We start from the raw sequence: 13,599 nt of genomic DNA, 5'->3' as shown, positions 1-13,599 counted from the left end.
GTCGGGAGTCGGGAGTGAACGGTCGCTCGTTGGCCGTCGGAATGGGTGACGATCGGCCGAGTCGCTTCAGCGGGCGTTGTGATAGCGTTCCGGCGCAACGCGATAACCATCCTGACGCCGTCCGAGAGCATCTCGGATCAGTGGACGGCGGTCGAGTTCGTCACCCGCGGCAAGAAGGTCGTCGCCGCCGTGATAGTGTCGGAGACCGCAGACAAGGTGGTGGTGCAGCCCGTCGGCGCGCCGCCCGTGACGCTTGCCGTCAAGGACATCCAGTCCCGCGCGGCGGCGAAGGTGTCGCCGATGCCCGAGGGGCTGCTGAACACGTTGACGATGCAGGAGATCTCGGACCTGTTCGCATTCCTCGAGCGTGCTCCCGGCAGCTAGGGTTTTCCGTGGGATTGCCGGCGTGACCCGGGCGACGGACCGGGTGCCGGCGGCATCCCTGTGATCGTGACCGTGTCCGACCAACATCTTCCTCGCACAATGACCGGCGGTGCCAGCCGGCATGCCCGAATCTCGTCTCTCCCCCGGTGGGGCGCGTGCCTCTGCCTGCTTGCCTCGCTGCTGGCCCCGCCGGCGGTGCCCGCGATGGCACAGACCATGGCGGCCACCCTGTTTGTCGAGGTGCGCGATCAGAGCGGCGCGTGGCTCCCAGACGTCACCATCACCCTCACCGACCAGCAGACCGCGCTGATGCGCGAGGGCACGACGTCGTCATCCGGGTTGCTCGTGATCCCGTTGCTCACGGCGGGCACGTACACGTTGCAGGCGAGCCGGGACGGCTTCAAGACCGAGATCGTCCGCGACATCGCGGTGCAGGCGGGCGTCCGCGGCACGGTCGCCGTGGTGCTGGTGCCGGGCGAGGTCACCGAGCAGGTCGTGGTGAGCGCGGACCTCACGACATTGCGTGCCGGGAGCGGCGCCGTCGGCGAGGTGTTCGAGGGCGAGACGCTGGTCACGGTCCCGGTGTCCGAGCGCGACGTCATCCAGTTCACGTTCCAGGCTCCCGGCGTGGCGCCGCCGGCACCGGGATCGCGCCTGTCCACGCAGGGCAACACCGGCCTGAACAACAGCGGCTCGCGCGAGGCCGCCAACAACTTCCTGCTCGACGGCGTCGACAACAACGACCTGTTCCTGAATCGCCTCGTCGTCAACCCGAGCCTCGATGCGGTCAAGGAAGTGTCGATGCTACAGGGCACCTACGACGCCGAGCACGGACGTAGTGCCGGCGCGCAGGTCAACGTCGTGATCAAGTCTGGCACGCGCACGCTGCGCGGGTCGGCGTACGAGTACTTTCGCGACGAGGCGTTCGACGCCCGCCCCGCGTTCCTCCCCGAAGGCACCGACAAGCCCTCGCTCGGCAAGCACCAGTTCGGTGGCACGATCGGCGGGCCCCTCGGTCGCTTCCCGTCGTTCTATTTCTTCAACGTCGAGGCGATCCAGGCCAACGAGGCCGACACCCGGCTGGCGCGCGTGCCGACCGACGCGGAACGCGCCGGCGACTTCAGTACCTTCGGCCGCCCGATCATCGACCCGTTCACGCAGCAGCCCTTCCCGGGCAACATGATCCCGGCATCCCGCATGAGTGCGGCCGGCCTGAACACCGCCGACCTCTACCCGCGGGCCAACACCTCCGGCAGCGGCTCGGCCAACTACGTCTCTTCGCCCGAGGGCCGACGCGACGCGATCCAGTTCACGATCAAGACCGACCACAACGGCTGGCAGGACAAGCCGTTCCACGTGCGCTACACCTTCGGCCGGGAGGATCGCGACCTGCCGTTCCCGGCTCGTGCGCGCAACTTGCCGACCTTCGGCACCTCCGTGCTCGATCAGGGGCACAATTTCGCGGCCGGCTTCAACCAGGCGATCTCGAGCCGCGTCGTCAACGAACTGCGTTTCGGCGTCAACGCGCTCAAGCGGGACAGCCTGCCGACCAATGCCGGCACCGATGCGTACGCGGCGCTCGGGATCACCGGCCCGTCGCTGCCCGAGGTGGACCAGGGGTACCCGACGTTCGTCGTCAGTGGCTACGAAACGCTCGGCGACGACCCGAACCTGCCCGTGCTCCGAAGCACGCGCACCATTCACCTCGCGGACACGCTCACGGCACAGTTCGGGCGGCACCATGTCAAGACCGGTGGCGAGTTCCGCCACTACAAGTCGGATGGTCTCAACCACCTCTTCGCGCGCGGGCAAATCACGTTCGCAGGGGCGATCTCGGGCGCGCCGTTCGCGGACCTCCTGCTCGGTTATCCGAGCTTGTCGCTGCTGGGGACCAACGACAACCCGCAGAAGCTGCGCACCTGGTCGATCAACACGTTCATCCAGGACGACTGGCGACTGTCGTCGCGGCTCACGGTGAACATGGGGCTGCGATACGAGTTCAACTCGCCGCCCGTGGATGCCGACGACCGCATGCGGATCTTCGACCAGGATACGAACCAGATCGTCCAGGTCGGCACCAACGGCGTGCCGCGGTCAGGTATCGCGTCCGACTACAACAACGTCGCACCGCGCATCGGCTTCAATTACGACCTGACCGGCATGGGCACGACGATGCTGCAGGGCGGCTACGGGCTGTTCTACAACGTCAGCACGCTGATCGAGACGTCGGCGCTGTACTTCAACCCACCGTACTTCGCCATCGGCCTCTACTTCCCGTCGCAACTGCGTCTGCTGACGCTCGAGAACCCGTTCCCCGGGCAGGCCATCGGCACGCAGCCCACGTACAACTCGCTGGATCAGGACATGCGGACGGCCTACGCGCACCAGTTCAGCCTGGGCGTCGAGCATGCGTTTGCCAAGACGACCGTCGACGCCCGGTACGTCGGATCGTTCGGCCATGCGCTCGTGCGCAAGCGCAACATCAACCAGGCGCTGCCCGGGCCCGGCCCGTTCCCGCCGCGGCGCGAGATGCCGCAGTACGGCGACATCCTGATGGTAGAGTCGGGCGCGACATCGGATTACCATGCGCTCCAGGTGGGCGCCGTGCGCCGCTCCGGCAGTCGGCTGATGTTCCGCGCGTCGTACACATGGTCCAAGTCGATGGACGACCAGTCGGCGTTCCTGGCCACCGACGGCAACGACAACACGCCGCAGGACAGCCGCAACCTCGCCGCGGAGTGGGGTCTCTCGGACTTCGACGTGCGGCACCGCGGCGTCTTGAGCGGCTCGTACGTGATTCCAGACATGGGCTCTGGCGCACTCGGCCGCGGCTGGCAGGTGGCCGGGGTCGTGTCGGTGCAGTCGGGCCGTCCGTTCACGCCGCGCGTCAGCTTCGACAACAGCAACAGCGGCAACACCGGCGGCGGCACGTTCGCCTATGACCGGCCGAACGAGGTCACGGACACGACACCGCCGGCGGGCGCACGCGTGGTCAGTTACGAGGGCCGCTCGTTTGTCATCGCGCCCCAGTACACGTACGGCAACGCCGGACGCAACGCCCTCATCGGCCCGGGGTATGCTGCGGTGGATGCCGTGCTGTCGCGCCGGCTCGAGCTCGGCGGGTCAAAGAACCTTGAATTGCGGCTGGAAGGGTTCAACCTGCTGAATCGCACCAACCTGCAGCTACCCGACAGCTTCGTGGACCGGCCCACGTTCGGGCAGTCGCTGTCGGCCTTCTCGCGGCGCCAGTTCCAGCTGGCGGCACGCTTCACGTTCTAGTCAGCCTCCGCTCGCACAGCGAGCTCGGCTGACAATGTTCGGGCGAGGTGGCCGTCGGCCGCCTCGCCGGCTCTAGTCAGCCTCCACTCGCTGCGCGAGCTCGGCTGACGATCGACAGGCGAGGCGTCTTCCGGCCGCCTCGCCGGTGCTGACCCGACCGCCCGGATGACTGTCACGAGGAGCCTCATGCGTTTCAACCGTTCGCTGTTCGCCCTTGCCCTGATGTTCGCCGCCGGTTACGTGGTGGGCCAGTTCTCGCGCGCCGACCTGGCCGCGCAGGGATCCGGCCAGAAGGTGTTCGAACTGCGCACGTACTACACGCTGCCAGGCAAGCTGCCGGACCTCCAGACGCGCTTTCGTAATCACACGACGAAGCTGTTCGAGGCCCACGGCATGACCAACATCGGCTACTGGGTGCCGCAGGACGAGCCGGCGCACAGCAACACCCTCATCTACGTGATCGCGCACGAGAGCCGCGAGGCGGCGAAGAAGAACTGGGCCGCGTTCGGCGCCGATCCGGAGTGGCAGAAGGTGCGCGACGCGTCGGAAGTCAACGGCAAGATCCTCGAGAAGGCCCCGGAAAGCGTCTACATGGACGCGACCGACTACTCGAAGATCAAGTAACGCCGAACGCCGAACGCAGACGCGTCCGGGACGCGTAGCCGCCGGACTCCAACGAATCTCGTAGGCGCCGGACTTGTCCGGCGCGCTGCCCGCGGGACAAGTCCCGCGGCTACACCCCAGAGCCCATGCGTTTCGGGTGCTGGCCCCACCGAACGGCCGAAACGCTCACGGCCCCGGTCGGGGCCAGAGCGAGACCAGCAGGTGCGGTGCGGCCGGCAGTTCGATCGTGGCCGGCGTATCGGTCGTCGCTTCGAGCATCAGCCGCTGGAACACCCTGCCATCCACGGTCTCGATCAGGCCCAGGAGTGGCCCACGATTCCGAATGGCCACTTGGGCGCCCTGTCCTGCGTCGCGCACGTACACCACCAGCGCGCGATCCGACGACCACGATTGCGTCCACGCCACACTCCACGCGCCGCGGACGGAGGCCGGCGCCGATGCCTGCTCACCGCTCGACAGGTGTCGGACGCGAGACTCGATCCACTGTCCGCTGGCGTCGCCGCTGGGCCATGTCCGATCATTCATGACGGGCCCGTACTGCGGTAGCGGGCCGATCACGGTGAACTGCCGCGGCACGAGAGGCTCGCCGGTCACGCGATCGGCGTAGCAGTAGGTGCCGGGTGCGGCACATGACGGCGGCGGTGACGTCGAGGGCGGGCAGTTCGACGGCCACCGACCCTCGAACAGCAGCACCTTCTCGCAGTTCGGCGTGGCTGTGGGAACGATCGCCGGCTCGCGATGCGATGTGCGCTCGCCAAACGCCTCGGCGCGCGGCATCGTCCATGACGGGTGCTGGGTCCACACCCACGTCGCGAACGGTGTCGGATAGCGATAGCTTTCGGGTCGCGAGGGCAGGAATGCGATCGCGGTCCATACCGCGGTGACGGCAAGGACGAGTGTGCCTGTCATGCGTGTGGATTGTCGTGCCGAACGATCGAGCGCGAGCAGCCACGGCAGTGCCAGCGGCAGCAGCCAGACGATGTAGCGCGAGAGATCGGGGCTGCCGCCTTGGTTCATGTTGGGTTGCTGGCTGATGACCAGGAGCAGGGCGGCGCCGGTCAGTGCGGCGGGAAGTGCTGCGGGCTCACGCCACCCACGCCGCTGCAGCAGTGCGACCATCACGACGAGGGCCACGGGCGGAAATCTGGGCAGCACGCCCATGTTGACGTCGGCCAGCGGAAACAGCAGCGACGTCAGCGATGGCCACGACGCGGCAGCGTAACTCGTGAGAGGCGACAGGCGATCGAGGCGCGACAGGTAGTAGATCGGTGCAATGACGGCGCCCGCGGCCCCAATCGCGACAGCGAGCTGCCAGCGTCTCGACGCGATGCGGCTTCGATCCTGAGTGAGCGCACAGAGGCCGAAGACGACGCAGCCCACCAGCAGGGCCGGGTTCTGCGCCGCCGCCAGGCCCAGCAAAACGAGGCTGACTGGATGCGGCCACAGCAGCGTCGCGCCTCCGACGGCGCAGGCGATCAGCAGGTCGGCCAGCGGCTTGTCCAGCCACCACACGAGCGGACTGGCAAAGAGCGTCAGCGTCCACGGCCCCGCGCCACGGCGTGCGGCGAGCCAGAGCAGGCCGGCGACCATCGAGACGTTGAGTGCCACCAGTCCCCAGGGATCGCCGACGCTCGCGATCCGGGCGATCCACACGAACGGGACCGACAGCAGCGGATACAGCCACATGTGGGGCATGTCCCACCGTCCGTCGTGTCCCTGCAATTCGGGGAGTTGCCGTGTCTGCAGTTCGAATCCGGTTCCCGTGCCTGCCCACGCTGCCGTGAACGCGGCCATGTCGCGAGCCGAGAAGGTGGGAGCGCCCATGTCGGCGAGGCGCCCCGCCATGGCGACGTACTCGCTCGCGTCGCCGACGCGACGGGGCGCAGCCAGGGAGACCATGACCAGCAGCCACATCACGGTGGCGGCGAGCAGGACGCGGCGCATCGCGCCATTGTGCGTGATGACTCATCCGGAGTGGTTTACGCTGACGCAGCCATGAGCGACCTCTTCAAGAAACTCAACCTGAAGGACCAGGCTGCGATCGTGGTCCTCGACGCCCCAGCGAGTTTCGACACGCATCTTGCAGCGCTCGGCACCGTGCGCGTCCTGCGCAAGCTTCCGGCCGGAGGAACAGTGGCGTTTGCTGTCGTTTTCGCGACGACGCTGGCCGCCGTGGAAAAGGTGGCGCGCGATGTGGCGCCCCGCCTCGACGGTGACGCCCTCCTGTGGCTCGCCTATCCCAAGGGCACGTCGAAGCGTTATATCTGCGAGTTCAATCGCGATACCGGCTGGGCATCGCTCGGCGCGGCCGGCTTCGAGCCGGTCAGGCAGGTCGCCATCGACGAGGACTGGTCCGCGCTCCGGTTCAGGCGTGTGGAGTACATCTCGACACTGCGACGCGATCCGTCCCGGGCGCTCAGCGAGCGCGGTAAGGCGCGCGCATCTGCGCCCCGCGCCCCGCGCGCCTGACGAGTCCGGATGTCGCACCTGCCATATCCTTGAGAGACGGCAGGGAGTGCCGCTCGACGCCATGACCAAGACCAGAACCGAGAAGGATTCGATGGGCCCCATCGAGGTGCCCGCAGACGTGTACTGGGCCGCGCAAACACAGCGGTCCATCCAGAATTTCCCGATTGGCGTGGACCGCTTTCAGTGGGGCCGGCCGATCATCCGCGCCCTCGGCATCCTCAAGAAGGCGGCGGCGCAGGCCAATGTCGAGCTCGGCGAACTGCCAGGGGCGGTGGCCGATCAGATCGTGCGCGCTGCCGATGAGGTGATTGCCGGCGATCTCGACTCGCAGTTCCCGCTCGTCGTGTTCCAGACGGGCTCGGGCACGCAGTCGAACATGAACGCCAACGAGGTGATCGCAAACCGCGCCGTGGCGCTGAGCGGCGGTACGGTCGGTGTCGATCGGAGCGTCCACCCGAACGATCACGTCAACCGCGGGCAGTCGTCCAACGACACGTTCCCGACGGCCATGCACATCGCCGTCGTGGAGCAGTTGCAGCAGCGGCTGTTGCCGGCGGTGGGGAGGTTGCGCGACACGCTGGCGGCCAAGTCCACGGCTTTCGCCGATCTCGTGAAGACCGGCCGGACGCACCTGCAGGATGCGACCCCGATCACGCTCGGCCAGGAAATCGGCGCGTGGGTGGCGCAGATCGAGTTCGGGCTCGAGTCGGTGCGGCAGTCGTTGCCCGGGCTCTACGACCTCGCCATCGGCGGCACGGCGGTCGGTACCGGCCTGAATGCCCACCCGAAGTTCGGCGATCGCACCGCCCACTACATCTCGGAAGCGACCGGCTACCCATTCCGCTCGGCCACCAACAAGTTCTTCGCGCTCTCGGCTCACGATGCCCTCGTGCAGACGTCGGCGGCGCTGCGGACGCTCTCGGGTGGGCTGATGAAGATGGCCAACGACGTGCGCTGGCTGGCGAGCGGTCCGCGCTGCGGCATCGGCGAGCTGTTCATCCCGGAGAACGAGCCCGGGTCGTCGATCATGCCCGGCAAGGTCAACCCGACGCAGTCCGAGGCGATGACGATGGTGTGCGTGCAGGTGTTCGGCAACGATGCCGCGGTGGCGTTTGCCGGCACGCAGGGCAACTTCCAGCTCAATGTGTTCAAGCCGGTGATGGTGCACAACGTGCTGGAGAGCATCGCGCTCATTGCCGACGCGTGCCTGGCGTTCGAAGAGGGCTGTGCCAGGGGCATCGAGCCCAATCGCGAGCAGATCGCGAAAAACCTCGGGCGCAACCTGATGCTGGTCACGGCGTTGAATCGCCACATCGGTTACGACAAGGCCGCGGCCATCGCCAAGCATGCCCAGAAGAAGGGGCTCACGTTGCGCGAGGCGGCCCTCGCGTCTGGCGACGTCACGGCGGAGCAGTACGAGCAGTGGATCGTCCCGGTGGAGATGACGCGGCCCAGCAAGGCTTGACGTACAATCCGCGGCATTCAGTCATGCAACCGGGTAACGGGTAACGGGTGCCGGGTAACGGGTAACGGGTACGGGGCGCAACGTGCCGGGTACGGGGCCATTCACGAAAGCGATTGCTGATGGATCGACGCGCTTTTCTACACACGACCGCGATGACGGCGGCCCTTGGTCTGCCTGGGACAGTCCACGGCCAGGGGGCCACGGCACCTGCCCCGAGGCCTCCGGCAGCGACTTCGGCTCGCAAGTTCAAGCTGAAGTACGCCCCGCACTTCGGCATGTTCGAGAACTCCGCGGGCAAGGACCTGTTCGATCAGCTGAAGTTCATGGCCGACCAGGGCTTCACCGCGCTCGAGGACAACGGGATGATGGGGCGCACGCCGGAGCTGCAGGCGCAGCTCGGTGAGGCAATGACCAGGCTCGGCATCCAGATGGGAGTCTTCGTCATCCAGACCGGCGGCAACAACAGCGACCGGTTCACGACGGGCAAGCCCGAGAACCCGGCGCAGTTCCGCAAGGCGTGCGAGGCGGCTGTCGAAGTCGCCAGGCGATGCAACGCCAAGTGGATGACCGTGGTGCCGGGAGCCTTCGAGCGCAAGCTGCCGATCGGCCTGCAGCACGGCAACGTCATCGACACGCTGCGCGCCGGTGTCGACGTGCTCGAGAAGGCCAACCTCGTGATGGTCCTCGAGCCGCTCAGCGACAATCCGGATCAGTTCCTGCGGACCTCGGACCAGACGTACATGATCTGCCGCGCGGTGAACTCGCCGGCGTGCAAGATCCTGTTCGACATGTACCACATGCAGCGCAACGAGGGGCACATGATCCCTCACATCGACTACGCGTGGTCGGAGATCGGGTACTTCCAGATCGGCGACAACCCTGGCCGCAAGGAGCCCGGCACCGGCGAGGTCAACTACCGCAACATCTTCAAGCACGCCCACGAGAAGATGCAGGCCGACAACCGCGACTTCATCTTCGGCATGGAGCACGGCAATGCCTTCCCGGGCAGGGAAGGCGAGCAGAAGCTGATCGACGCATACGTGGCCGCCGATACGTTCTGATCACCGAGCGCCGGTCTTGCCGCCGGACTTCAGCCAATGCGCTGCCCGGACTCGGGCCGGGCCGGTGGCGCCGGCAGCAGGGCGGGGCTGCTCCTTCGCTCACGTGCGGCCGAGTAGGTCGCGCCCGCAGGTCTGACGTACCGTGAGGCATGTCCGACGACTGGCGTCGCCACCTGCTCACCACTCCTGCCGAGGTCCGGGCGCTGCTGCAGGGTGTCAGCCGCGTCGCCGTGCTCGGCATGCGCCCGGCGTCGCAATCGCACAAGGCGGCGTTCTACGTCCCGCAGGCGTTGCAGGACATGGGGCTGACCATCGTGCCGGTCGTGGTTCACGGCCACGAGGACACCGAGATTCTGGGCGAGCCGGTCTATCGGCGCCTGGCCGACGTGCCCGGCCAGCTCGACCTCGTGGACGTGTTCCGGCGCTCGGAGGACATCCCGGCGCACGTCGACGACATCATCGCGCGGGCGCCGCGGGCGGTGTGGTTCCAATCGGGGATTCGCAACGACGCGGTCGCCGAGCGCTTGGCCCAGGCGGGGATCCAGGTCGTCCAGGACCGTTGCCTGATGGTGGATTTCCGGGGAATCGCACGCCACTGACGAGCTGAATTTGGCACTTGCGCCACACTTCCCCGGACGTGTATAGTTGCCCTGCGCGACACGTCCAGCAGGGCGTGACAGTCCAAGGTTTGTAGAAGGCCTGGGAAGTTCGCCAGGCCTTTTGCATTGAGTGCCCGCAACCGTCCGAGCGCAGCGGTTGCCCCCGTCGTGGGGGAGTATGCACGACAGAAAATCAGTAGTCGGTCGGTCCGTGTGGCATGGCGGTGCTCCGATTACCGAACGAGGAGTTCGACATGCGTACAACCGGTACCGTCAAGTGGTTCAACGAGAGCAAGGGCTTCGGCTTCATCACCCCCGAGGGCGGCCAGAAGGATTGCTTCGTGCACCACAGCGCCATCGCTGGCACGGGTTTCAAGACTCTTGTCGAGGGTGAGCGGGTGGAGTTCGACATCGTCCAGGGCGCCAAGGGACCGGCGGCCGAGAACGTCGTCCGCCAGGGCCGCTAGGCTCTTGCGCTGCAGTACCAGCGGCCGGATCGCGCAAGCGGTCCGGCCGTTTGTCATTGGTCATTGGTCATTGGTCAGGCCTGATGTCCGATGCGTCACCCGGTACCCGGTACCCGGTGCCCGGTTCCCGGAGTAATATGCGCGCACTCCCATGCGCGCCCTGCTCGTTACCGCCCTGCTCATCGGAGCGGCAGCTGCGGCTGCCACTTCGCGGCCCTCCACGGCACAACCCGCCACGTCCGGCAAAGCCAGTCCTGCGGTCACCAACAGCACCGTCGCGGCAGAGGCCCTTGTCGCCGCGTTGTCGGGACCGGCGAAGGACAAGGGCGTGCTGCCCCTCGATCACGAGGCCCGCACGACGTTGAACTACATCCCGATCGTCCGCGCCGGCGTGCCGCTCGAGGAGCTCACCGATCCGCAGAAGGCGCAGGCGTTGTCGCTGCTCCGATCGGGGCTCAGCGAGAGCGGCTTCGCAACGGCCCGCTCGATCATCGCGCACGAAGACATCCTCCGTGAGATCGAGAAGGGCCAGGGCGTCGCCAACTACATGCGTCGCCAGCCGGGCCTCTACTACACCGCGGTGTTCGGCGCGCCGTCGAGTGCCGGCTACTGGGCCTGGCGCTTCGAGGGTCACCACCTCTCGGTGAACGCGACGCACCTCGGCAAGGACGGCGACATCGTCGCGCCACTCTTCTTCGGCTCCAACCCGGCCAAGGTCCTGTCTGGGCCGAGCATGGGGTTGCGGATCCTCAAGGACGAAGAGGACGAGGCGCGCGCGCTGATGGCGCTGTTCAGTGCCGAGCAGAAGACGAAGGTCGTGATCGCGCCCGAAACGACCAACGACATCGTCACTACCAACAAGCCGAAGGCGGAAATCGCGCAGTTCGATGGCGTCGCCGCCGGCGCGATGACCGCGCCACAGAAGGCGCAGCTGCGCAAGTTGCTCGAGGTCTATGCCTCGCGCTTCCCCGCGCCGCAGCGCTCGGCGCAGCTTGCCCGCATCGAGAAGGCCGGTTTCGACAAGCTGTACTTCGCCTGGGCCGGCAGCCTCGAGGTCGGCAAGAAGCACTACTACCGGATCCACGGGCCGAGCGTGCTGATCGAATACGACAACAGCCAGAACGACGCCAACCACATCCACAGCATGTGGCGCGACCCCGAGCACGACTTCGGCGGCGACCTCCTCCGCAAGCACCTCGCGAGCGTGAAACACGACTGAGGACCGAGGACGGAGGACGGAAAACCGAGGTAGGTACGGAGGACAGAGGATCGAGGCACGTCACTGCGGCGTCCTCCGTGCTGTCCTTCTCCCTCTTTCCCTTCCGCCCTCTTCTCACTTCTCTCCTCCGTCCTACCTCCCTCCTCCGTCCTCTCTCCTCCGTCCTCTCTCCTCCGTCCTTGATCGATCTCCGCTCCGACACCGTGACGCGGCCGACGCCGGAGATGCGAGCGGTGATTGCGGCTGCGCCGGTCGGCGACGATCAATTTGGCGAGGATCCGTCGGTCAACGCGCTGCAGGATCAGGGCGCGGCACTGCTCGGCAAGGAGGCGGCGCTCTGGTTGCCCACGGGCACCATGGCCAACCAGGTCGCGCTTCGTCTCCTCACGCAGCCGGGCGACGACGTGATCGTGAGCCGGGAGAGTCACCTGGTCTGGCACGAGGCGGGTGCTGGCGCGGCGAACTCCGGGATCCAGTTCACGGAGATTGGCGAGGCTGGATCGTTTTCCGCCGAGCAGTTCCTGGCCGCCCGCAAGCCGCGTGGACACATGCTGTACCCGCCCACAACGCTCGTCTCGGTCGAGAACACCCACAATCGCGCCGGCGGCATCGTCCTGACGCCGGACCGGACCACGGCCATTTGCGCCGCCGCACGGGAGCACGGCGTCGCGACGCTGCTCGATGGCGCGCGGCTCTGGAACGCTGCCGTGGCGCTGCGCACCACGCCCGCCGCGCTCGCACAGCCATTCGACGTCGTGTGGGCGGCGCTGTCCAAGGGGCTCGGCGCGCCGGCCGGGTCGCTGCTGGCGGGTCCGCGTGAGTTGATCGCGCGTGCCGTGCGAGTGCGACGCATGTTCGGCGGGGCGATGCGCCAGGTGGGCCTGCTCGCCGCGGCCGGCAGCTACGCCATCACCTCCCACTATGATCGGCTGGCCGACGATCACGCGAACGCCCGGCTGATCGCCGAGCGCGTGGCGCAGTCACCGCGAGTCCGCCTGGACATCGCGACCGTCCAGACCAACATCGTGGTGTTCCACCTCGAGCCGGGTGGTCCGGATGCGGCGACGGTCGTGGCCCGTGCGCGCGAGCGCGGTGTCTGGCTGATTGCGTTCGGGCCGCGCACGCTGCGCGTTGTCACTCATCTGGAGGTGACCTGTGCGCAGTGCGTCGAGGCGGCCGAGATCCTGGCCGAGTTGTGTGGAGCGGATGCGTGACATCGCGACAGTCGCTGCGTTGGCGGTGCTCGTGTCGGGCGAGCCACTTACGGCAGCCGCCTCTGACGATCCGAAAGCCGTAGCCTACGAGGCGCTGTCTTCATTGCTGCTCGGCAATGCCGCTGCGTTTGCCAACGTGACGCTGCCCGTCGACGGCGTACAGGCGATCCTGCGGCCGTCACCGCCGTCAGGTGACGAGCGGGCGCGCATCGACGAACAGCTGGCGCGCGTGAAATTGTCGACGCGACTCCCGCCCCTGTTCGAGGGCGAGCCCGTCGACGACGGCAAGGCGCCGCCGGTGGGCACGCGCATCGTCTATCGGACGCAGCTCGGTGGCAGCCTCGTGCCCGTGGTGGAGGTCCGATCGACAGCCGGCTGGAGGGTCGATCCACGGTACTGGGTCGCCGAGCGCCTCCAGCAGGACGCGAATCTCCAGGACGCGACGCCGCCGATGATCGTCAAGCGCTTCATGTTCCACATCATGAATCGCGACACCGACGAATTGAAGGCGTGACCTACTTGCCGTCGGCGGTCGAGGAACTGACCCGCAACAATTCGATGGCGGGGGCCGACCGTGGCCATGTCGCGCTGTTGTGCGTGGAGATGCCGGTGGCCAGGGCCCGCGACGCGGAAGTCGTGCGGATGCCTGTCGGCACCCGCATCGTCGCCGGGGCGGTTTCGGAAGAAGTCGCGTATGTCGGCCTGCTCGGCAGCATCGAGGTGCCGTTCCGGCTGCGCAAGGTCGACGGCGCATGGAAGGTGCTTCCGGAGCCGTACTTCGAGTGGCTCCGGAGCATGGGCGCCATCTGACCGATCCG

General features: G+C 67.2%; 13 protein-coding genes. 12 read left to right on the top strand and 1 reads right to left on the bottom strand.

Annotated elements, in window-relative coordinates; all coding sequences use genetic code 11:
* Positions 1-78: 78 nt before the first annotated feature.
* The 3 genes from LuPra_RS27135 to LuPra_RS27125 all read left to right on the top strand — a co-directional run bounded on the left by LuPra_RS27135 (position 79) and on the right by LuPra_RS27125 (position 4,287).
* The gene (locus LuPra_RS27135; protein WP_110173661.1) at positions 79-384 is read left to right on the top strand and encodes a hypothetical protein; all 306 of its coding nucleotides are present in this window, start codon (positions 79-81) and stop codon (positions 382-384) included.
* Between the two features lie 99 nt (positions 385-483).
* Positions 484-3,663, top strand: a complete 3,180-nt coding sequence (locus LuPra_RS27130; protein WP_157899742.1) for a TonB-dependent receptor — start codon at positions 484-486, stop codon at positions 3,661-3,663.
* 186 nt (positions 3,664-3,849) lie between these two features.
* On the top strand, positions 3,850-4,287 hold the full coding sequence (locus LuPra_RS27125) for an NIPSNAP family protein (RefSeq protein ID WP_234800577.1): 438 nt from the start codon (positions 3,850-3,852) through the stop codon (positions 4,285-4,287).
* A gap of 165 nt (positions 4,288-4,452) precedes the next feature.
* On the opposite strand, the gene LuPra_RS27120 is transcribed toward LuPra_RS27125, so the two are convergent.
* Complete coding sequence (locus LuPra_RS27120; protein WP_110173658.1) at positions 4,453-6,231, bottom strand: hypothetical protein; 1,779 nt, start codon at positions 6,229-6,231, stop codon at positions 4,453-4,455.
* 51 nt (positions 6,232-6,282) lie between these two features.
* Between LuPra_RS27120 and LuPra_RS27115 the strand changes: the two genes are divergently transcribed.
* The 9 genes from LuPra_RS27115 to LuPra_RS27075 all read left to right on the top strand — a co-directional run bounded on the left by LuPra_RS27115 (position 6,283) and on the right by LuPra_RS27075 (position 13,591).
* The gene (locus LuPra_RS27115) at positions 6,283-6,756 is read left to right on the top strand and encodes a hypothetical protein (protein ID WP_110173657.1); all 474 of its coding nucleotides are present in this window, start codon (positions 6,283-6,285) and stop codon (positions 6,754-6,756) included.
* Between the two features lie 61 nt (positions 6,757-6,817).
* The gene (gene fumC / locus LuPra_RS27110) at positions 6,818-8,221 is read left to right on the top strand and encodes a class II fumarate hydratase (RefSeq protein ID WP_110174895.1); all 1,404 of its coding nucleotides are present in this window, start codon (positions 6,818-6,820) and stop codon (positions 8,219-8,221) included.
* 119 nt (positions 8,222-8,340) lie between these two features.
* A complete protein-coding gene (locus LuPra_RS27105; RefSeq protein WP_110173656.1) occupies positions 8,341-9,282 on the top strand; it encodes a hydroxypyruvate isomerase family protein in 942 nt (313 codons plus the stop codon).
* A gap of 149 nt (positions 9,283-9,431) precedes the next feature.
* Complete coding sequence (locus tag LuPra_RS27100; RefSeq protein WP_110173655.1) at positions 9,432-9,881, top strand: CoA-binding protein; 450 nt, start codon at positions 9,432-9,434, stop codon at positions 9,879-9,881.
* Between the two features lie 254 nt (positions 9,882-10,135).
* Entirely contained in the window at positions 10,136-10,348 is a 213-nt protein-coding gene (locus LuPra_RS27095) for a cold shock domain-containing protein (RefSeq protein ID WP_110174894.1), read from the top strand.
* Positions 10,349-10,499: 151 nt separating this feature from the next.
* Positions 10,500-11,567, top strand: a complete 1,068-nt coding sequence (locus tag LuPra_RS27090) for a DUF3500 domain-containing protein (RefSeq protein WP_110173654.1) — start codon at positions 10,500-10,502, stop codon at positions 11,565-11,567.
* 179 nt (positions 11,568-11,746) lie between these two features.
* Positions 11,747-12,781 carry a threonine aldolase family protein gene (locus tag LuPra_RS27085; RefSeq protein WP_110173653.1) on the top strand — a complete coding sequence of 345 codons (1,035 nt, stop codon included), beginning with the start codon at positions 11,747-11,749 and terminating at the stop codon, positions 12,779-12,781.
* Positions 12,774-13,295 (top strand): hypothetical protein, encoded by a 522-nt coding sequence (locus LuPra_RS27080; RefSeq protein ID WP_157899741.1) that lies wholly within the window; start codon positions 12,774-12,776, stop codon positions 13,293-13,295. The genes LuPra_RS27085 and LuPra_RS27080 overlap by 8 nt, the downstream gene beginning before the upstream one ends.
* Positions 13,292-13,591: a hypothetical protein gene (locus tag LuPra_RS27075; protein ID WP_110173651.1), complete on the top strand. Its 300-nt coding sequence runs from the start codon at positions 13,292-13,294 to the stop codon at positions 13,589-13,591. The genes LuPra_RS27080 and LuPra_RS27075 overlap by 4 nt, the downstream gene beginning before the upstream one ends.
* Positions 13,592-13,599: the final 8 nt, after the last annotated feature.

This window comes from Luteitalea pratensis, from assembly GCF_001618865.1.
GTDB lineage: Bacteria > Acidobacteriota > Vicinamibacteria > Vicinamibacterales > Vicinamibacteraceae > Luteitalea > Luteitalea pratensis.
This window is presented reverse-complemented; position numbering and strand designations above follow the sequence as displayed.